Origin of the sequence: Acinetobacter sp. HZNU-JH01 (assembly GCF_037996845.1) — a bacterium.
Lineage (GTDB): Bacteria > Pseudomonadota > Gammaproteobacteria > Pseudomonadales > Moraxellaceae > Acinetobacter > Acinetobacter haemolyticus.
Window position 1 is genome coordinate 1,872,837 of the sequence record NZ_JBBMZX010000001.1, and the last position, 21,423, is coordinate 1,894,259.

Here is a 21,423-nt window from a genome sequence, read left to right on the forward strand (position 1 = left end):
TCAACTACAGGAGGATAAGGCAATGAAAAATAAACTCTTATTTATAATATGTAGCGTCCTATTTACTGGCTGCCAATTTACCGACCAGACCGTTTATCAACAGCAACAGATCTGTAAAAGACTTGCTGAGGGATATTTAACCACTCAAAACCAACAAATGTATGAGTTTTGGAAACTTGAACAAAGCCCAACACAAGGGCAGCAACATACAATCAAGTTGACCTATAAAAAACCCAATGAAAATGGACTGATTTTATCAGGTCTGCTTTTACCAACCGTTGAGTTGGAGTGTACTTTAGAACAGCAACAGATTATGGTGTCACTCATTCAGGCAGCAGGTAAACAGGTTCGTGTTTTAGAGGTTCAACTACCTGATGCAACTAACGACATACCGAGAAACCTTGTTCAAGTTGCTCAGTCAAAAATTCGATAAATAGGCGGACTCGTTTGGGTAAATGTTCTTGTTGATAATAAACCGCATGGATGCGTTGATAAGAATGTTCGATTTGGTCTTCAAATAAAGCCACCAAGCGACCCTCTTCTAAATCTTTCCAGATTTCAAACTCAGATAATCGGGCGATACCTAAACCACGTAAACATAATTGTCGTACCGTTTCTCCACTCGACGCTTTAATACTCGATTGCGCCACAAAGTATTCACCATCGACTATTATCGGCCATTTATTGATATAAAGTGGACGAGTAAAACCAATCACATCATGCATCACCAGTTGTTGCGGATGTTGTGGCGTACCACGCTGAGTAAGATATGCAGGGCTAGCAACAAGATATAAACGGCTTTGACACACCAATTTGGCATGCAAACTTGAATCATGCAACTCACCGAAACGAAACGCGACATCGGTTTTATGTTCAAGTAAATCAATCACCTGATCATTACTATTTAACTCAATCTCGATATTTGGGTAGCGTTGATGAAATAACTGCATTAACGGTGCAATCACATGCAAGATAAAGGGTACGGCTGAGTCTACTCGAATGATGCCAGATGTATCCTGATCAGATCGAAGTAAGGCTTCTTCGGCTGCGTTGAGATCATTGAGAATTTTACGCGCGTGATTTAAAAACTGTTGGCCTTCCTGCGTTAATTTTAATTTCCGCGTCGTACGCTCGAGTAAAGTAACATCTAATTTTGATTCTAAACGGCTGAGCGAACGACTGAGTCCAGATGCAGTTTGTCCTAACCGCTCTGCTGCAGCAACAAAAGAACCTGTATCGACAATGGTAATAAAAGCCAGTAGTTCTTCAATACTTGATTTCATAGCGGATCATTATTGATATTGAGTCAACTATATTTTGCAAATTCATCTATTTTTTAGCAACAATAATCGTCGCACAATCACATCATCAACAAAATAGGCTCAATCGAGCACAACAAGATGAGGTGAAGCATGCATATCCCACAATTTGGTTTAGGTACTTTCCGTCTTAAAGATCAAGTGGTGATTGATTCTGTTAAAACGGCGTTGGAAGTCGGTTATCGTGCAATTGATACAGCACAAATTTATGAGAATGAAGCTGCAGTCGGACAAGCGATTGCCGAAAGTGGTGTTGCACGCCAAGATTTATTTTTAACCACAAAAATTTGGGTTGATCACTTTGCAGAAGATAAATTGATCCCAAGCTTAAAAGACAGCTTACAGAAACTTCGCACTGATGCGGTTGACCTTACCTTGATTCACTGGCCCGCACCACAATTGGGTGTATCCATTCCAGCAGTGATGCAGTTGCTATTAGAAGCAAAACAACAAGGTTTGACCCAGCAAATAGGGATCTCGAACTTTAATATTGCCTTAACCCAGCAAGCGATTGACACCATTGGTGCCGAACACATCGCGACCAATCAAATTGAATTAAGTCCTTATCTACAAAATCTGAAGCTTGCGAATTATCTAACTCAGCAACACATTGATGTGACTTCTTACATGACGCTTGCCTATGGCAAAGTCCTGAATGATCCAACCTTGCTTGAAATCGCAGCACAACATCAAGCAACCACCGCACAGGTTGCATTGGCTTGGGCTTTACAGCAGGGTTATGCCGTGATCCCTTCTTCAACCAAACGTGAAAATTTAATCAGTAACTTAAAAGCACAAGATCTAACGCTGAGTTCTGAAGAAATGCAATTGATTGCTCAGCTTGAACGTAATGGTCGTGAAGTCAATCCTGAACAATGGGCACCTGAATGGGATCAATAATATGAACCGTCACGTTCATTTTACTTTGCTCGCGCTAGCGATTGGTGCATTTGCAATAGGTACAACCGAATTCTCCCCTATGGGACTATTGCCTAATATTGCCAACGATCTAGGGGTATCCATCCCCAGTGCAGGTCTACTCATCACAGGTTATGCATTAGGTGTCATGATAGGCGCTCCTATCATGACTCTCTGGTTTGGTGGCTATGCGCGCCGCAATGCACTCATTCTGTTGATGGCGATTTTTACCATTGGAAATCTTATAGCAGCCTTTGCACCCAGCTATATGAGTTTAATGGGGGCGCGGTTGATTACCAGCTTGAACCACGGTGCATTTTTTGGAATTGGATCAGTGGTTGCCGCAAGTGTCGTTCCTGCAAATAAACAAGCCAGTGCGGTTGCAAGCATGTTTATGGGGCTGACCATTGCAAATATCGGCGGTGTACCACTTGCCACATGGGTTGGACAAAATATTGGTTGGCGCATGTCATTTCTTGCGATTTCAGCGCTCGGTCTGATTACCATGCTGGCGCTGTGGAAAGCCCTACCCGTCGGTTCGGTCGGGCAAAAGCCCAATATAAAAATGGAACTGAAAGTCCTCACCCGTTTACCTGTGGTATTAGCACTGCTCACCACTGTATTCGGGGCTTCAGCAATGTTTACCCTCTACACTTACATTGCCCCAAGCTTGGTCGAATTTACCCATGCGTCACCGAGCTTTATCACCATGATGTTGGTCTTAATTGGAATTGGTTTCTCTCTTGGCAATCATTTTGGAGGAAAGTTTGCAGATTTATCGATGGATAAAACGCTGATCGGATTCTTAGGATTACTGATTGGCTTAATGGTAATTTTCCCAATCTTGGCTCAAACACAGTTAGGGGCAGCAATTGGTTTGGTACTTTGGGGGGCAGCAGCTTTTGCCATCGTACCACCACTGCAAATGCGTGTGATGTCTGTTGCACGAGAGGCTTCTGGACTCGCTTCCTCAGTCAATATCGGCGCATTTAACTTGGGCAACGCCATCGGTGCAGCAGCAGGAGGTGCTGTCTTAAGTTTGGGTTTAAATTATGCTGCAGTTTCAATGATTGGAGCAGTACTAGCTGCGATTGGATTAGTTTTAGTTTTCATCCAAATAAAGTTAGCCACTAAACCAAATATGCGGTATCAACAGTGTTCTCAAACTTAAACGAGTAAAAGCCTGATGTAAAATCAGGCTTTTTATTATGATTATTTTAGCAAATCCGGTAATGTCGGTTGCTTATATAAAGGGTTTTGTACTTCTTTTTTCATTTTCATTAGCATCTGATAAGGCTGCTGTTGTACAAACATATTCACAAAACTTAATGGAATTGCACCTGCTGGATCAGCATAACCACGGGTTGAAACTTTCACTTTGTTGTCAGCCACTTTTTGGAAAATCCAATCCCCTTCATAACGACTCAAACGAATAATATCGGGTTGCACTGGATAATCATGCTTAATTGCCTGATTTTTGATACTAATACTGCCATCCGCATTCTTATTCATTTTTCCTTTAATCACCACATCACGATCTTTTAGCGGAAATGGAAAATCCAAAACCATATATAAGATGAACTCACCTTTTTGATCGTCTCGTGATAACAATTGCACTTTGCCTACGTAGGGTACCCATTGTGGTGTGCGTTCAACATCCAACACCACAGCCACAGCACGTTCTAATGGCACATCAAAAGTGGTTTCTGCTTTGTATTGAATGACTGGATTATTTTCTGTTTGATAGGTCCAAACTTTAATGTCATTACGGTGTAAACTGAGTTTAGGCGCTGTTGCAGCACTGGCGACTAGACTCGCGGTACTAAGTAACGCAGCAAGAACGATATATTTTTTTTTCATGTCATGCTCAATTCTTTTCATCATTACTCGAGCTTGTATCGCCTAAAGATCGACATTACAAGCTCTTTTATCACGTAATATTTAAGGTTTTATACTTCAATTTCATTAAAACCCAAAACATCCTTCATATCATATTTTTGAGCTTTACGTCCTACTACCCATGCAGCAGCACGTACCGCACCTGAAGCAAAGTTCATACGATTTGTAGCTTTGTGTGTCACTTCAACACGCTCACCCTCGCCAATAAACATCACCGTATGCTCACCCACGATATCACCACCACGAATGGTTTCAAAGCCAATCGTTTGACGATCACGAGGTCCTGTATAACCTTCACGGCCATAAACCGCTACTTCTTTTAAGTTACGACCTAAAGTATCGGCAATCGCCTCACCCATCATAAAGGCTGTGCCTGATGGTGCATCTACTTTGTGACGGTGGTGGGCTTCAATAATTTCGATATCAACCGTATCACCGAATACCTTTGCAGCCAACTCAAGTAATTTAATTGATACATTTACACCCACTGAATAATTTGCAGCATATACGACTGGGGTATGTGTTGCAGTTTCATCTAAAAATGCCTTTTGCTCATCCGACATGCCTGTGGTCCCAATCACCATCGCCACACCGGCTTCACGACAAAGCTTTAAATGCTGTTCAGTCGCAACAGGTGCAGTAAAGTCAATCACCACATCACAGTCTTTCAGCACTTCACTCAAACTTCCCACAACTTTAACACCGATGTTGCCAATGCCTGCAAGCTCACCCGCATCTGCACCAACCAAGCTGCTTTCAGGACGCTCTACTGCTGCGGCAAGTTGATAGCCAGCCTGTTGTACTGCTTGAATCAGAATACGCCCCATGCGTCCGCCTGCACCCAAGATCCCAATGCGTGGAGAAGTTGACATAATATTTCCCAGTCTTTTATTTAAACAATCCTGCTACTATAGCAAAACTCTCACATTCCGCTAAAAAATTCCCATAAAAAAACCTGCCGAAGCAGGTTTTTTTGTTGATGCCGATTAATCAAATAGGCGATCAAAGAATGATTTTTTCTTTGGCGACGATGCATGACCATCTCCATCCAAAGATGCTTGTAATTCTTTTAATAACTCACGCTGACGACTGGTTAAGTTCACAGGCGTTTCAATAACGATACGACATAGTAAATCACCAACCATGCTACTACGTACTGGACGGACACCTTTACCACGTAGGCGGAACAGTTTACCTGTTTGCGTACCTTCAGGAATCTTCAAGCTGACGCGCCCTTCAAGCGTTGGAATTTCAATTTCTTTACCTAAAGCAGCATCGGCAATACTAACAGGCACATCCATATAAAGATCTGCACCATCACGCTGGAAGATTTCGTGTTCACGCACGACAACTTCTACATATAAATCACCAGACTGACCATCGCGAATCGCCTCACCTTTACCCGTTAAGCGTACGCGATCTCCATTATCCACACCCGCTGGAATGGTGACTTCAAGTGTTTGTTGACGGTCTGCTACCCCTGAACCATGACAGGTATTACATGGGTTCTTAATGATTTTTCCTTGTCCACGACAAGTACTACAAGTTTGCTGAACCGAGAAGAAACCCTGTTGCATACGGATTTGACCCGTACCGTGACATGTACGACAGGTTTCAACGTCATTTGGATTTTTCGAACCTTTACCATCACAGGTTTCGCATGGTGCAGGTGCAGTAAAAGTAATGGTCTTTTTCACCCCTTTTACCGCTTCTTCGAGCGTCAGTTCCATCACATAGCGGAGATCTGAACCACGACGTTGACGTTGTTGTTGACGACCGCCACCACCGAAAGCACCACCGAAAATATCACCAAACTGGCTAAAAATATCTTCTGCGCTAAAACCGCCACCGAAGCCACCGCCGCCACCAAAGCCGCCTTCAAAAGCACTGTGCCCAGCACGATCGTACATACTACGCTTTTCGCTATCGGAAAGTACTTCGTATGCTTCCGATGCTTCTTTGAATTTTTCTTCTGCTTCAGCGTTGTCAGGATTTCGATCTGGATGATACTTCATCGCCAACTTACGATAGGCTTTCTTGATCTCATCATCACTTGCGGTTTTCGAAACGCCTAAAACCTCATAATAATCACGTTTAGCCATGGTTGGCGATGCTCCTCACGGAATTTATTTAAATCTAAAAAAACATAAAATAGGCTCTGCTGGCATTTTATTTATAAAAGCCAACAGAGCCTTAATAAGGACGATCTTATCTATTTACAAGGGTAATTCCGATAAAAAAACAATAAATTTAGAAAACTGCCTTGTTTCTAAAATACTTAGCGATGCCTTTTAACCACGCATTGAGTAAAAATAGCCATGCAATTGCACTAAATACCACACCAGCAACCGTCAAGGCAGTTACCCAAAGTGTGCTGTCCCATGCAAAGAAGAACAATGGAATAAACCACAAAGCAGCAAAAAAAGCCATTATGATGAATAACAGCACATTACGCATAATCCAGAGCGCGTGCGCATGAATCCATACCTCTGCATCATCCACAACAGCAACTTTTCGCGCTAATACATAGGCGAAGGCCGCAAATACGATTGTAAACAATGCAAGAAACATGAACACGTAAGAAATCGCCACGTAACGGCGATGCTGCTCAACCTTATCTTGCCCCATGCTTGATATCACCTCATTCATCACATTTTGCCAAATCGACTATGCAATGGGATTCCATTATTTTTTAATATTAAAATATAGGTGCTACTATATTGAAATTTTCAATATTTCGCACCTCTATTCGCAAAAAAATTATGTGCTAGGTGTTGCTTTCTTAACCTTAAACCATGTTGCATAGAGTGCAGGAAGGAAAAATAAGGTGAGTAATGTTGCAACAATCAATCCCCCCATAATCGCCACCGCCATCGGCCCGAAGAAAATACTGCGGGAGAGCGGAATCATTGCTAACACTGCGGCAAGTGCGGTTAACACAATTGGACGAAAACGACGCATAGTTGCATCGATCACTGCGTCCCAAGCTGCTTGTCCTGCTCGGATATCCTGTTCAATTTGGTCAATCAGAATCAGCGAGTTACGCATAATCATACCAGACAGCGCAATTGTTCCTAGCATGGCCACAAAACCAAAAGGTTTATTGAACAATAATAAGAACGCGACAACTCCGATTAAACCCAGAGGTGCTGTCAGCAATACAATCGTTGCTCGAGACATACTACGGAGTTGGATCATTAACAACGTCATCACCACGACTAAGAATAATGGCATACCGGCATTGACAGAACTCTGACCTCGTGCCGACTCTTCAACCGTTCCGCCCACTTCAAGTAGATAACCACTTGGAAGATCCTCACGCAAAGTTTGCATCTGATCCGCCAATTGTTGAACCACGGTGGCTGGTTGAAGTTGTGTGCGGATATCTGCTCTCACAGTAATGGTGGGTAAACGGTTACGATGCCAAATCAATCCCTCTTCAAAACGCGACTCAATTTGTGCAATTTGTGCCAATGGTACCGTCGTCCCTTTGCTGGTTGGTACGGCTAAACTGGCTAAAGAGGCAACTTCAGCACGCTCCGTCTCATCACCACGTAAACGGATTTCAATCAATTCACGTTTTTCACGATACTGATTCATGACAGCCCCAGTCACCGAAGCATTGAGGAAGTTTGCCAAATCGACACTACTCACTCCCATCTGACGCGCACGATCTTGATCAATCTCGATTGCAATAATCTTACTCGGCTCTCCCCAATCCAGATGCACGTTGGTGGTATTTGGGTCCTCACCCACCACTCGTGCAACTTTTTGTGCCCATTGACGTACGGTTGCTAAATCTTCACCTGAAACTCGATATTGCAATGGATACCCCACAGGTGGGCCATTTTCTAACAGAGAAACACGTGTCCGTACTTGTGGCAGCAATTGCTTAATCTGTTGCTCTAAGGAATGACGAATTTCATCTCGATCATCCAAAGATGAAGCCAAAACGACAAATTGCGCAAAGCTCGCCTGCGGGAGTTGTTGATCTAAAGGCAAATAGAAACGAGGTGAGCCTGTTCCCACATAAGCCACATAATTATCAATTCCCTCTTGCTTGGCCAAGAACCGCTCTACTTTTTGTACAGCTTGCTCAGTCGCAGTCAGAGATGCACCTTCTTCAAGTTTTAAATCCACTAAAATTTCAGCGCGGTTAGAGGGTGGAAAGAATTGCTGTGGCACAAACTTAAACATCATCACTGAAAGTACGAATATGCCAACCGTCGTCGCAATGACCGTCTTGCGATAGGTAATACAGATTTCTACAGCCCTACGGAAAGACTGATAAAATTTGGTTTGATAGGGATCATGATGTGCACCATGTGCCTGTACGACTGGTGCTGGCTGCTTACGTAGTCTTGCCCACAATCGTAGATACCATGCAGCCTTTTGCTGTTGCTTGCTAAAATCAGGTAATAATTTTTCACCCAAGTACGGTACAAATAATACCGCTGCAATCCAAGACACCACTAAGGCAATCGTCACCACTTGGAAAATCGAACGGGTATATTCACCTGTTCCCGATTGTGCAGTTGCAATCGGTAAAAAACCTGCTGCGGTAATCAATGTCCCCGTTAGCATCGGAAAGGCGGTGGTCTGCCATGCAAAACCCGCTGCTTTGAGTCTGCTGTAGCCCTGCTCCATCTTAATCGCCATCATTTCAACGGCGATAATGGCATCATCGACCAACAAGCCAAGCGCGAGAATCAGCGCCCCTAGCGAGATCTTATGCAACCCGACATCAAATAGGCTCATGCCCGCAAATGTCATGGCCAACACCAGCGGAATTGACAATGCCACCACCAGTCCAGTGCGAAAACCCAAAGAGAAAAAGCTCACCAATAACACGATGATTACGGCTTCGGCCAATACTTTTAAAAACTCTTGGATACTGCGTTTTACTGCGACAGGTTGATCAGAGACTTTTTGCAGTTTCATCCCGAGGGGTAAACTTTTTTGTAGGCGGGTAAATTCGGTTTCAAGATTTTTGCCCAGAGCAATAATGTCTCCGCCTTTACGCATCGAGACAGCAATACCGATCCCATTTTCACCCATAAAGCGCATACGTGGCTGGGCAGGCTCGCTAAAACCACGATATACCTCAGCGACATCACCCAATTGAATGGTTTTGTCCCCGACCAACAACGGCATTTTTCTTAGTTCATCCACACTATGTAGATGCCCACTGACACGAATCTGAATACGATCTGTGCCTGTTTCAAAGAAACCAGCACTGGCCATGTCATTTTGTTTTTGTATCGCTTCTTGTATCGCAGTAACTGGCACACCGAGCTGCACTGCCTTGGTATTGGACAGCTCAATCCAAATCTTTTGATCTTGCAAGCCGACTAAGTTGACTTTGCTCACATCTTTGACGCGTTGCAGTTGTAATTGCAAACGATCGGCATATTCTTTCATCACCGCATAGTCAAAATCCTTGCCTGTCAGCACATAAATATTGCCAAACGTATCGCCGAACTCATCATTGAAAAATGGTCCTTGCACCCCATTTGGCAACTCAGCGCGAATATCATTAACCTTTTTACGGACGTTATACCAAACGTCAGGAATTTGTTTTGATGGCAAAGAGTCTTTTGCCACAAAGGTGACCAATGACTCTCCTGGACGTGAGTACGCCATAATGCGGTCATATTGACCTGTGGTCATCAGCTCTTTTTCGATTCGATCTGTAACTAGCGTCGAAACTTCTTTTGCGGTTGCCCCTGGCCAGAAAGTTTGCACCACCATCACTTTAAACGTGAATGGAGGATCTTCACTTTGAGAGAGTTTTGAATAAGACATTATGCCAATAATGCCCAATATCAACATGAAGTAGAGCACAATACCTTTATTGTTGAGTGCCCATTCTGAAAGGTTAAATTTCATGCTTAACCTCCCGTTTTAACAAGAACTTCACGATTTTCACGGTCGATTGGATGGATTTTTTGTTGCTCACGTAACAAATGTACCCCTCCAACGACAACCCAATCGGTTGCCTTCAAACCAGAAATAACGGGCACCCTGTCACGTGCATAAGCACCTAAAGTCACAGGAACTTTACGTAATGTTTTATCCGTATTGACCACCCAGACATAGGCCTGTTGATCTGTCGCGGTAACACTCGATAAAGGCACACTCAATACATCATTTTCATTCGATACAAAGAATACGCGAGCACTTTGACCTAACTGGATACTGGACTGACCTTCGAGCAAGGAAACTTTGACGGTGAAAGTACGGGATTGATCTGCTGCTGGTGATACTTCACGCACCTTTGCAGCAAAACGAGCATCTGGTTGTGACCATAAAGTTACCCATGCAGGTTGCCCAACTTTGATTGCACTGACCGCTTGCTCAGGCACGCCAAAGACAACTTCTCGTTCGCCATCAATTGCCAATTGATATGCTGCTTGTCCTGCAGCCACCACTTGCCCAACCTCAATTTGACGCTGAGTAATCACCCCTTTCTTATTGGAGATTAGCTGGTTATAACCGGTTTGATTTGCAGAAACTTGGTAGTTAGAGCGTGCTTGCTGCAGATTTGCTTGAGCAGATTCATATTGATTTTTCACGGCATCAAACTGTGAACGGCTCACCGCATTGACAGGTAACAATTGCTGATATCGTTGGTATTCTTCCGTAGCAATTTTGGCTGCCGCCTCAGCACTTTGTAATTGTGCCTTCGCTGCATTCATTTGCAATTGAGCATCTTTTACATCAAGTTTAGCCAAGACTTGCCCAACATTGACTCGATCACCCACCTCAACATACCGCTCCGTCACCTGTCCCCCGACACGAAACGCCAAAGCAGTTTGCTGTCTTGCTTGTACATCACCTGCATAACTTTTTTGATCTGTGTGATTACGACTCGGTTGCGTCACCATGACATAAGGAATTTCCTCGGTTTTAGGAAGCTCTTTTTGGCATGCTGATAAAGTGACACTGCTGAGTACGAGCAACCCCACAATGACATGATTTAGCAAATTCATCTTTTTTCGCTCTTATTCAAATAGATTTTTTAAGGCACAATAAGTTTATTGACAGTTACCATCATAAATTGTTTAATTTTTAATTAATATACCCGCAAGTACATTAATTAAAAATTAAATCTAGATTTATGATTTTTGGTTAAATTTAAAGAAAAAGATAACGTGCAAATTCAAAGTGGTCGTCCCAAAGATTTAGAAAAGAGAGCCAAAATCTTGCAGGCTGCAAAAGCTATTTTCTTAAAAATGGGCTATCACGCTGCCAATATGAATCAAATTGCCCAAGAAGCAGGTGTGACTAAACTGACGGTGTATAACCACTTCCAAGATAAAGCCAATTTGTTTATTTGTGCGATTGAGGAAACCTGTGAAGAATCAATTTGTGCAAAAGAGTTTGTACTCACAGCTGAAACCAATTTTGAACAAGCGCTTTATCTGATGTGTCATCGTGCCCTCAGTATTATTTATTTACCTGAAGCGATTAAGTTAGACCGCGTCCTATTTGAGTTAGCTGCCGAAAGTAGTCCATTAACGCAACAATTTTTTGATGCATCACACACCCGTATGAGCCATGTGTGGTGTGATTTTTTTGAGCAAGCAATTAAGCTGAAATTTATTCAAGCAGATGATCCACTCAAACAGACATCGCTCATCATATCGTTGATGCTAGGGGTACGTCACCACAGCGTTTTACTCGGGCTAGATACGGTTCCTTCAGCCGATGAATTAGATCAGGTGATCCAACAAGCAATCGAGATATTTTTGCTTAAATATCAAACTAAAAGTTAGAGAATTTTCACATTTTTTTACGTTCTGCTCTTGGATTGTTGCTCAATCACGCTATAGTCAAATGAGAACATCAGGAGAAATAGAATGATTCAGCAAATCACTGCTCCATTACGTGAAGATGTCCGCTTATTGGGCAATCTACTCGGTGAGACCCTAAAACAACATGCAGGGCAAGATTTGTTTAATCAAATTGAACAAATTCGCGCATTAGCTAAAGGCGCTCGTGACGGTCAAATCGAAGCAGAAAAGCAATTAGAACAACTTTTTCTTGGTTTAAAAGATGAAGAAATCTTGCCACTGACGCGTGCATTCTCACATTTTTTAAACTTTGCAAATATTGCCGAGCAGTACCATGTGGTACGCAATCGTCGTCAGGCTGAGTTTGACGAGCAAGTCCCCAACCCTAACCCTCTCGCACCACTATTCGAAAAGTTCAAAACACAACAAATTTCGGCACAACAACTATTCCAACAAATTTGTGACCTGAACATTGAATTGGTATTGACCGCTCATCCAACGGAAGTTAGTCGTCGCACCTTGATTCAAAAATATGATGATATTACCGATTGTCTTTCTCGACTGGATCAACAAAAATTAACACCAAGAGAGCGTCAGCAAGCCATCGCAGTACTCAAGCAGCTTATCAGTTCTGCTTGGCAAACGGATGAGATTCGACAACACCGCCCAACCCCAGTAGATGAAGCCAAATGGGGCTTTGCAACCATTGAACAATCGTTATGGAATGCAGTGCCTAAATTTATCCGTGAGCTGAATGAGCTTACTCAGCAACATTGTCAAAAAGCTCTACCACTCGACATCGCCCCAATCCGTTTTGCATCTTGGATGGGTGGAGATCGTGATGGTAATCCAAATGTCACGCATCAAGTGACTCAAGAGGTGCTGTGGTTATCACGCTGGCAAGCGGCTGATTTATATCTACGTGATATTGAAAATTTACGCTGGGAACTCTCCATCCAAAGTTGCTCGCAAGAATTAACAGATGCGTTGGGTTATGCCCATCCTGAGCCTTATCGAGAATATTTGCGTGACACCCGTGAACGTTTAAAATCCACCCGAACTTGGTTAGGACAGCGTCTTCAAGGCATTGAAGCGGATGACAGCAATATTATTCGAACCAAGGATGAACTGTTAGCGCCCTTATTGCTTTGCTACCGCTCACTGATGGACCGTAATCTCGCCGAGATTGCCAATGGACAATTGCTGGATTTTATTTACCGTGTGAACTGCTTTGGTATTGAGCTGCTAAAACTCGATATTCGCCAAGAATCAGGGCGTCATCGCCAAGCTGTTTCAGCCATTACTGAATATTTAGGCTTAGGTAATTTTGAATCATGGACAGAACAGGCACGACAAAACTTCTTAATTCAAGAACTTCAAAGTAAGCGTCCATTACTTCCAAAATTTTTTAATGAGCCTGAAGGCAGCCTCATTCAGCATCCTGATGTATTGGAAGTGTTTGCCACCATGCGTACTTTAGCTGAACAACCAGCAGAGAGCTTAGGTGCCTATATTATCTCCATGGCAGAATATCCAAGCGATGTATTGGCAGTTTTATTACTGCAAAAAGAGGCCGGCATTCAACATCCGCTTCGTGTAGTGCCTTTATTTGAAACGTTAAAAGATCTCGATGGCGCAGCCAAAACCATGGATACCTTGTTCAATATGCATTGGTACAAACAGCATATTCAAGCTAAACATGAAGTCATGATTGGTTATTCGGATTCTGCTAAAGATGCAGGTTTTATGTCTGCCAACTGGGCACAATATCGTGCACAAGAAGAATTGACTGCAATTGCCAAAAAACATGGCGTACAACTGACCTTATTCCATGGTCGAGGCGGCTCGATCAGTCGTGGTGGTGCTCCAACCCAACAAGCTTTATTCTCTCAGCCACCGGGGTCGATCTCAGGGGCGATTCGGGTGACTGAACAAGGTGAAATGATTCGCTTTAAGTTTGGGTTAGAAGGAATTGCCTTACAAAACTTAGAGATTTATACCGCTGCGACACTTGAAGCAACCTTGCTTCCCCCTCCTGTACCAAAGCAAGAGTGGCGCGCTTTGATGAATCAAATGACGGATTTATCGGTTCAAGTCTATCGTCAGACCGTACGTGAAAATCCAAACTTTGTGCGTTATCTTCGAACCGTTACACCAGAATTAGAGTTGCAAATGTTACCTCTCGGTTCTCGTCCAGCGAAACGTAAAGTCAGTGGTGGAATCGAATCACTTCGTGCAATTCCATGGGTATTCGCATGGACACAGATTCGCTTGATGCTTCCCGCTTGGCTCGGTACAGGCACGGCGATTAATCAAGTTCACGAACAACACAAGAAAACCTTGGATGAGATGCTGGAGCAGTGGCCTTATTTCCAAACGTTGATTGATATGTTGGAAATGGTATTGTCCAAATCCGATGCTGATATTGCCTTGTATTATGAATCTCATCTCACACAGGATCAGGATCTCAAAGTATTGGGCGTAGAACTGCGCCAACGCTTGCAAAATGCGGTGGATACCTTATTGAGACTCAAAGGTGAATCAAAACTACTGAGCAACAATGAGGTATTGGATCAATCAATGCAGGTACGCAAGCCTTATTTACTCCCCTTGCATTTACTACAAGCAGAATTGATGAAACGTCGTCGTGTTTATCTGGCTGAGCATCAGACCGAACATAGCCCTGTTGATCATGCCTTGATGGTGAGCATCGCGGGGATCGCAGCAGGCTTACGCAACACAGGCTAAGCCCTTATACACAAGGTTGCCATCAACAGAAATCATCGCTGTTGATGGCAGCATTGGCAAAATATTCCATTTCTATGAAAATTTTTAGAAAAAATTTAAAAAATTATTTTGAAAATAAGATAGTTAACTTTTCAAGCAATCTAAGCAAAATAAAGAATAAATCCGATAAGTTATTTTGAAACATATTTTACCAAAAGGTAAAAATATCAAACTTCAAAGCCTCATCTTCCCCACCTCTCCCAGATCAATAGGTTAAAGCGGGTTTTAATAAAGAGTATGATACGCGCTGATATCACATCATGAGTCTAATTTATGTCCAGTTGGTTTCCAAAATGGCAACCGTATCAGGGAAAGATTGATCATCGCCCTGTTGCGACCAATGAATATTTACCGCCCTTACAAAGTGCGGTGCTAGGGGTTCAACACGCATTTGCAATGTTCGGAGCAACGGTATTGGCACCGTTACTCATGGGCTTTAGCCCAAATCTGGCCATTCTGATGTCAGGGATTTGTACCATCCTGTTCTTCTTCATGACAGGTGGACGTGTTCCGAGTTATTTAGGCTCAAGCTTTGCTTTTATTGGTGTAGTCGCAGCTGCAACAGGACACATCACGGGTTCAGGAGCCAACCCCAATTTATCGGTCGCTTTAGGTGGCATCATTGCATGTGGTGTACTGTATACACTGATTGGTTTTGCGGTGATGCTGACAGGAACACGCTGGATTGAAAAATTAATGCCACCTGTAGTAACAGGTGCTGTGGTGATGATTATCGGTTTAAATCTCGCACCAATCACCATCAAAAGCGTTGCAGGACAACCTTTTGAAATGTGGATGGCATTGATCACGGTCTTGAGTATGGGACTGATTGCTGTCTTTACCAAAGGCCTATTACAGCGTTTACTCCTGCTCGTCGGTTTATTGGTTGCATATGCAATTTATGCGATTGCCACTAATGTTTTGGGACTCGGTAAAGCCATTGATTTCTCGCAAATCGCAGCGGCGCCTTGGTTTGGTATTCCAAGTTTTTCACATCCGACCTTTGAGTTGAATGCAATGTTGATCATTGCCCCTGTTGCCTTAATTTTAGTCGCCGAAAATTTGGGTCACATTAAAGCAGTCGGTGCGATGACTGGAGAAAATCTTACGCCTCATCTGGGTAAAGCTTTCGTCGCGGATGGCGTTGCGACCACCTTATCAGGGAGTGTCGGTGCACCAGGTATGACCACCTATGGTGAAAATATTGGGATCATGGCTGTCACGCGTGTTTATTCCACCATTATTTTTGTCATCGCTGGTGTATTCGCGATTTTCCTCGGGCTTTCGCCTAAGTTTGGTGCCGTAATCAGTACCATTCCAACTGCCGTATTGACGGGTGCTTCGATCGTGGTATTTGGTTTGATTACCATTGCTGGGGCTAAAATCTGGATCGAAAATAAAGTTGATTTCTCCAATAATAAAAATCTAATTGTTGCCTCTGTTACCGTGATTCTTGGTGCAGGAAACTTTGAACTACTGTTCGGTAACTTTAATTTAGGCGGAATTGGTACCGCTACTTTTGCAGCCATTTTATTAAACTTATTGTTTAGCATAAAAGATAAAAACTAAACTTCAAGGCAGCGCTAAGCTGCCTTTTTTATTCATATCATTATCCCGCTATCTTGCATTAATCTAAGGTATGATGAATTTTTAACTTTCAATACATTCGCTCATGCGTTTTGATTTCTTTGATTTGCAACTGGTTCTTCATATCGTCAGCACAGGGAGTTTGACCAGAGGTGCTGAGCGTTCCGCAATCTCGCTACAAGCCGCCAGTGAGCGGATAAAGAAACTGGAACAATATTTTGAAACCCCGTTATTTATTCGGCATGCGACAGGAGTTGAATTAACGACCGCAGGACACGCTTTCGTTGAACATGCTCAATGCCTTCTGTCACAAAAAAATCAATTAGAACAAGACATGCAACGTTTTCGAGACATTACACCTCAATCTTTGACATTGTGGTGTAATTCTTCCGCACAGAGTGAATATTTACCTACACTTTTGCCACAATACCTTGTCCATCATCCCGAAATCAATCTAGACCTGCATGAAGCGGAAAGCTCAGAAATTGTTGATGCGCTCACCCAAGGCATCGCCACATTAGGTCTAGTGTCCAGTTTTTTTGACACCCGACACTTACAAACCAAAGACTTTGCCAGTGATCCTTTGGTGTTGATTTGTCCGATCTCACATGCTTTAGCACAACATGATCATATCAATCTACTGGATACATTGAACTATAGCTTTATTGGTTTGATGCCACACCACTCTTTGCAGCAATCGATTGACACCCAAGCTAAATTGTTAGGTTTTGACATCCAATATCGTCTACGACTCCCCAACTTTTCTGCAATTGCTGAGGTGGTCACCAAAGGCGTCGGGATTGCCATCATGCCTGCACGTGCTGCACAGCGCTTACATGCAAATTATCATTTTCATTCGGTACAATTACTCGGTGCATGGGCAAATCGTAAACTGCTTTTGGCAACACAGGATTTCAAGCAACTTCCATTATGTTATCAACAATTTGCGGATTTCTTATTGCAACATCGCCCTTAGAGATCGCTCAATGTAAAAACATATAGCCACCCAGCGCCACTAAACCCATGAAAAAAATACGACGAAACTTCTGTTCATCTAACTGATAACGTATTTTTTTACCAAACCACATTCCGATCAATGCAGCCAACAACGCCAAAATAGACAATCGATAATCTAAGACTACGCCTGACATCGGGTTATGATGTAAAAAAACCGCCAAACAAATCGTAGAAACCGTGAAAGTAAGCCCAAGTGCTTGTACCAACTCATCCCGTTTAAGCTGTAAGGACTGCAAATACGGCACAACAGGAATAATGATCACCCCTGTTGCCACTGTCACAGCCCCTCCCAGATACCCAATCACAGGAGATAACCAGCGTTCATGCGCAGTCAATTGTGGAAGTTTATTCACACATAAACCATAAAGCCCATAAATCGCCAACATACTGCCTAGAAGTAACTCACTACTTTGACCATGACTTTGATTCAGTGTAGGTAGAAAACTCCAAACTGAACCAATCACAATCCCGAGCAACAAAGACCAAAAACGGCGAATAAACGCCCACACGTGTCCTTCAGCAAAAAGTTGCCAGATATTAGTGACCATAGAAGGCACGATGAGCAACGCTGCTGCTTGAAATGGACTCATCGCAATGGTGAGCAATCCCATTGAAACCGCGGGTAGACCTAGACCAATCATGCCTTTAATCATGCCCGCAAAAGCAAAAACCAACACGATAATGGCTAAAAAAGTCACTGCTTAACTCCGATCTGTTATCGAAATCATGTTAAGCAAAAACAGAAACTTACCCTATTCTTTATTTTGGAAGGAGGCCTCAATGAGAGCTTGAGGCCATTTTGTATTTTTCTTCGAGTACATTACTTAAAATACTTTCAATCATCCAAACTCGATACAAACTATTAAACACATAGCTTTGCTCATCAATACGTAGCTCTAAAACAGGAAAATCAGGTTGATGTTTCTGCTGACAAAGTTCATCATTTTGCTTTAATAGCAACTCAACATCCTGCTCTGTCAACTCCTTGATACCCAAGTGCCGCTGCATGCGTTGGAAGTGTGCTTTGAAAGAAAGATCTTTACCTCGCGTCCAAACTGCCTCCAAAATTTGATGAATACAATCCACTTGCTCGTCTTTGGGTACACTATAGAATAGCTTCGCCATATCATAGGTGGCTTCTTTGGTTGGACGACAAAATGGCGTAAACATCACTTCTGTTCGTTTTGAAACACGCGTCGCCAAGCTCCAGTCAAACCAATCACGCCCTTGATAACTCAATGGATAAATCGTGAGTTGAATATTGTAATAATCTGCAAGCTCTTCTTTGATATACGCCAATAATAACCAACTCATTGGATCTTCAAGCGCGATATACAAATCTAATTCAGCATGCATGGCCTGAATTTCTGTTAAGGATTCGGTATCGTTAATTAAATGCTCACGCCATTCGATATGATTAATCAGAAAAATAGGTGTTCCCGTTAATAATTTTTGTTGTTTTAACCGTCGTGTTAAACGCAATAAATCATCAACCGCGTGGTACTTCCGCTCACTCAATTCGAAATAGCTGGCAGCGACAGGAACATCTTTAAAAATCCGCTCAGGATAATCCTGTGGCTTTTGATGTCGACTCGCCATTGCATATAAGGTACGTAGTTTTCCATATTGCTGTTGCCATAACATATGAAAAACATCTTCCAGCAAGTGCAAAAAATTCTGTTCTCTTAACGGTGTATTTCTTAGAATCGTTTCTGCTTGTTGTAATGCTTCTGGACGAGGAATTTCGGGTGTTTCATCAAAGCCAAAACGATGTTGTTTCGCCAAAATCTTAGCGTCATTTAAACAGTAACGCTGCCAGTCCTGTGGTGACATTCCATTTGGTGGTTCAGCATCTTGTTTGGAAATGATGACCTTTAATGGCTTCAGCTCATCACTCAAGATCTCATTCAGTTGAGCCAATTGCTGTACAGCTAGATAGCTATAGACATCGTCTAAACGTAGGTAAATGCTTAAACCCTGCTCCGTAGGTAGTACCGCCTGACGCGAAGGTTTTTGGTAAAACCAACTCGATCGGATAGGATCAAACCAACGACGTAACAAAGACATGTCGATCGCCTCTAATGGTCTCAAATAGATGATGGGTAGGTTGTACTCAGACTTGCAATCAAACAAGTGAGTAAATAAGGCTATTCAGTATCTTATAAAATGAAAAAAAAGTCCCCCTGAGATGCGATTATAGCATCGCAAGTAAGAGGGACTGAGTTGGCTTACAAAACTCGTACTGCACCTTTGGCTGCACTGGTTGAATGCAACGCGTAAATCTTCAATGACTTAGAAACTTTACGTTTACGTTCTTCGGCAGGATGCCAACCTTTTGCCTCTTGAACGGTACGACGATGCGCCATGGTTGCATCATCAACATCGAGGTGAATGGTACGGTTTGGAATATCGATTTGAATAGTATCGCCATCTTCAACCAAACCAATTGCACCGCCTTCAGCCGCTTCTGGTGATACGTGACCAATTGACAAACCTGAAGAACCACCTGAGAAACGGCCATCGGTAATCAAGGCACAATCCTTACCTAAGCCTTTCGACTTCAAGTAACTGGTCGGATACAACATTTCTTGCATACCCGGACCACCACGTGGGCCTTCGTAGCGAATCACAACAATGTCACCTGCCACTATTTTATGATCCAAAATCGCTTCAACAGCAGAATCTTGGCTTTCAAAAACACGTGCTGTGCCTGTGAATTTCAGGATTGATTCATCCACACCTGCAGTTTTTACGATACACCCATCTAAGGCAATGTTGCCGTAAAGCACCGCCAAGCCACCATCTTTAGAGAAGGCATGTTCCGCATTACGAATCACACCTTTTTCACGGTCACCATCAAGTGTTGAGTAATAACGGTTTTGTGAGAATGCCACTTGCGTAGGAATACCACCCGGTGAAGAGCGGTAGAACTCATATACATCCGCATCTTCAGTGCGAATAATATCCCACTTGTCTAAAGCATCTTTCAGTGTTTTTTCATGTACAGTTGGGCATGAGGTATTCAATAGATTGGCACGATCAAGCTCACCTAAGATCGCCATGATGCCACCAGCACGGTGCACATCTTCCATATGCACATCTGATTTAGCAGGGGCAACTTTAGACAGTACAGGTACCTGACGTGATAAACGGTCGATATCATCCATGGTGAAATCAACTTCTGCTTCATGTGCAGCAGCAAGTAAATGTAATACCGTATTGGTTGATCCACCCATTGCAATATCAAGCGTCATGGCATTTTCAAAAGCCGCTTTGGTTGCAATTGAGCGTGGCAAAATGCTGTCATCATTTTGTTCATAATAACGTTTCGCAAGTTCAACCACTAAGCGACCTGCTCTTAAGAACAATTTTTCACGATTGGCATGGGTTGCCACGATGGAACCATTACCTGGAAGCGATAAACCGAGTGCTTCCGTTAAACAGTTCATTGAGTTGGCAGTGAACATACCTGAACATGAACCACAAGTAGGACATGCAGAGCGTTCGAAAGCAGCAACTTCTTCATCGGTATAGCTTTCATCTGCCGCAACCACCATTGCATCAACAAGGTCAATCGCCTTCTCATCACCACGGAATTTGACTTTACCTGCTTCCATCGGGCCGCCTGACACAAACACCACTGGAATGTTCAAACGCATAGCCGCCATGAGCATACCTGGTGTGATCTTGTCACAGTTCGAGATACATACCATCGCATCTGCACAGTGTGCATTAACCATATATTCCACTGAGTCCGCGATCAAATCACGCGAAGGCAATGAATACAACATGCCGTCGTGACCCATCGCAATGCCATCATCAACAGCAATGGTATTAAATTCTTTTGCAACGCCACCCGATGCTTCAATTTCTCGCGCAACCAGTTGCCCTAGATCTTTAAGATGCACGTGGCCTGGAACAAATTGGGTAAATGAGTTGACCACCGCAATAATAGGTTTGCCAAAATCTTCATCTTTCATACCTGTCGCACGCCATAAACCGCGCGCGCCAGCCATATTTCTTCCATGTGTTGATGTTTTCGAACGATAATCAGGCATTTTGTATTCCCAACAAGTTTGTGCTCGAGATGAATGGGACAT

Annotated in this window: 17 protein-coding genes; 7 read left to right on the forward strand and 10 right to left on the reverse strand. The window is 43.0% G+C overall.

Annotated elements, in window-relative coordinates; translation table 11 throughout:
- Positions 1-22: 22 nt before the first annotated feature.
- Positions 23-433: a hypothetical protein gene (locus AAC851_RS08990; protein WP_113997942.1), complete on the forward strand. Its 411-nt coding sequence runs from the start codon at positions 23-25 to the stop codon at positions 431-433.
- Here the strand turns inward: AAC851_RS08990 and AAC851_RS08995 are convergent.
- Complete coding sequence (locus tag AAC851_RS08995) at positions 381-1,283, reverse strand: LysR family transcriptional regulator (protein WP_075314286.1); 903 nt, start codon at positions 1,281-1,283, stop codon at positions 381-383. The genes AAC851_RS08990 and AAC851_RS08995 overlap by 53 nt on opposite strands.
- Positions 1,284-1,412: 129 nt before the next feature.
- Here AAC851_RS08995 and dkgB point away from each other — a divergent pair, with 129 nt between their 5' ends.
- Both dkgB and AAC851_RS09005 read left to right on the forward strand, forming a co-directional pair.
- Positions 1,413-2,219, forward strand: a complete 807-nt coding sequence (gene dkgB / locus AAC851_RS09000; protein ID WP_008942082.1) for a 2,5-didehydrogluconate reductase DkgB — start codon at positions 1,413-1,415, stop codon at positions 2,217-2,219.
- 1 nt (position 2,220) lies between these two features.
- Positions 2,221-3,408, forward strand: coding sequence for an MFS transporter (locus AAC851_RS09005; RefSeq protein ID WP_340600782.1), 1,188 nt, complete (start codon positions 2,221-2,223; stop codon positions 3,406-3,408).
- Positions 3,409-3,449: 41 nt separating this feature from the next.
- Here the strand turns inward: AAC851_RS09005 and AAC851_RS09010 are convergent, their stop codons facing one another.
- The 6 genes from AAC851_RS09010 to AAC851_RS09035 all read right to left on the reverse strand — a co-directional run bounded on the left by AAC851_RS09010 (position 3,450) and on the right by AAC851_RS09035 (position 11,128).
- Entirely contained in the window at positions 3,450-4,097 is a 648-nt protein-coding gene (locus AAC851_RS09010; protein WP_017396297.1) for an START domain-containing protein, read from the reverse strand.
- An 89-nt stretch (positions 4,098-4,186) separates the two neighbouring features.
- Positions 4,187-5,008, reverse strand: coding sequence for a 4-hydroxy-tetrahydrodipicolinate reductase (dapB, locus tag AAC851_RS09015; protein WP_017396296.1), 822 nt, complete (start codon positions 5,006-5,008; stop codon positions 4,187-4,189).
- 114 nt (positions 5,009-5,122) lie between these two features.
- Positions 5,123-6,238: a molecular chaperone DnaJ gene (gene dnaJ, locus AAC851_RS09020; protein ID WP_004637270.1), complete on the reverse strand. Its 1,116-nt coding sequence runs from the start codon at positions 6,236-6,238 to the stop codon at positions 5,123-5,125.
- 148 nt (positions 6,239-6,386) lie between these two features.
- Entirely contained in the window at positions 6,387-6,764 is a 378-nt protein-coding gene (locus tag AAC851_RS09025; RefSeq protein ID WP_005087385.1) for a hypothetical protein, read from the reverse strand.
- A gap of 132 nt (positions 6,765-6,896) precedes the next feature.
- Entirely contained in the window at positions 6,897-10,025 is a 3,129-nt protein-coding gene (locus tag AAC851_RS09030) for an efflux RND transporter permease subunit (RefSeq protein WP_340600783.1), read from the reverse strand.
- A 2-nt stretch (positions 10,026-10,027) separates the two neighbouring features.
- Positions 10,028-11,128 carry an efflux RND transporter periplasmic adaptor subunit gene (locus tag AAC851_RS09035; protein ID WP_008942076.1) on the reverse strand — a complete coding sequence of 367 codons (1,101 nt, stop codon included), beginning with the start codon at positions 11,126-11,128 and terminating at the stop codon, positions 10,028-10,030.
- 162 nt (positions 11,129-11,290) lie between these two features.
- On the opposite strand from AAC851_RS09035, the gene AAC851_RS09040 reads away from it, so the two are divergent.
- From AAC851_RS09040 to AAC851_RS09055, 4 genes are all read left to right on the forward strand, one after another.
- Positions 11,291-11,914, forward strand: a complete 624-nt coding sequence (locus AAC851_RS09040; RefSeq protein WP_005088817.1) for a TetR/AcrR family transcriptional regulator — start codon at positions 11,291-11,293, stop codon at positions 11,912-11,914.
- Positions 11,915-11,998: 84 nt separating this feature from the next.
- On the forward strand, positions 11,999-14,680 hold the full coding sequence (gene ppc, locus AAC851_RS09045; RefSeq protein WP_340600784.1) for a phosphoenolpyruvate carboxylase: 2,682 nt from the start codon (positions 11,999-12,001) through the stop codon (positions 14,678-14,680).
- 312 nt (positions 14,681-14,992) lie between these two features.
- Positions 14,993-16,288, forward strand: coding sequence for a solute carrier family 23 protein (locus tag AAC851_RS09050; RefSeq protein WP_340600785.1), 1,296 nt, complete (start codon positions 14,993-14,995; stop codon positions 16,286-16,288).
- Between the two features lie 103 nt (positions 16,289-16,391).
- Entirely contained in the window at positions 16,392-17,282 is an 891-nt protein-coding gene (locus AAC851_RS09055) for a LysR family transcriptional regulator (RefSeq protein ID WP_340600786.1), read from the forward strand.
- 7 nt (positions 17,283-17,289) lie between these two features.
- On the opposite strand, the gene AAC851_RS09060 is transcribed toward AAC851_RS09055, so the two are convergent.
- The 3 genes from AAC851_RS09060 to ilvD all read right to left on the reverse strand — a co-directional run bounded on the left by AAC851_RS09060 (position 17,290) and on the right by ilvD (position 21,381).
- Positions 17,290-18,021, reverse strand: coding sequence for a sulfite exporter TauE/SafE family protein (locus AAC851_RS09060; RefSeq protein ID WP_340600787.1), 732 nt, complete (start codon positions 18,019-18,021; stop codon positions 17,290-17,292).
- Positions 18,022-18,100: 79 nt separating this feature from the next.
- Positions 18,101-19,390 (reverse strand): hypothetical protein, encoded by a 1,290-nt coding sequence (locus AAC851_RS09065; protein ID WP_005087402.1) that lies wholly within the window; start codon positions 19,388-19,390, stop codon positions 18,101-18,103.
- Positions 19,391-19,551: 161 nt separating this feature from the next.
- Complete coding sequence (ilvD, locus tag AAC851_RS09070) at positions 19,552-21,381, reverse strand: dihydroxy-acid dehydratase (RefSeq protein WP_005087404.1); 1,830 nt, start codon at positions 21,379-21,381, stop codon at positions 19,552-19,554.
- Positions 21,382-21,423 lie beyond the last annotated feature (42 nt).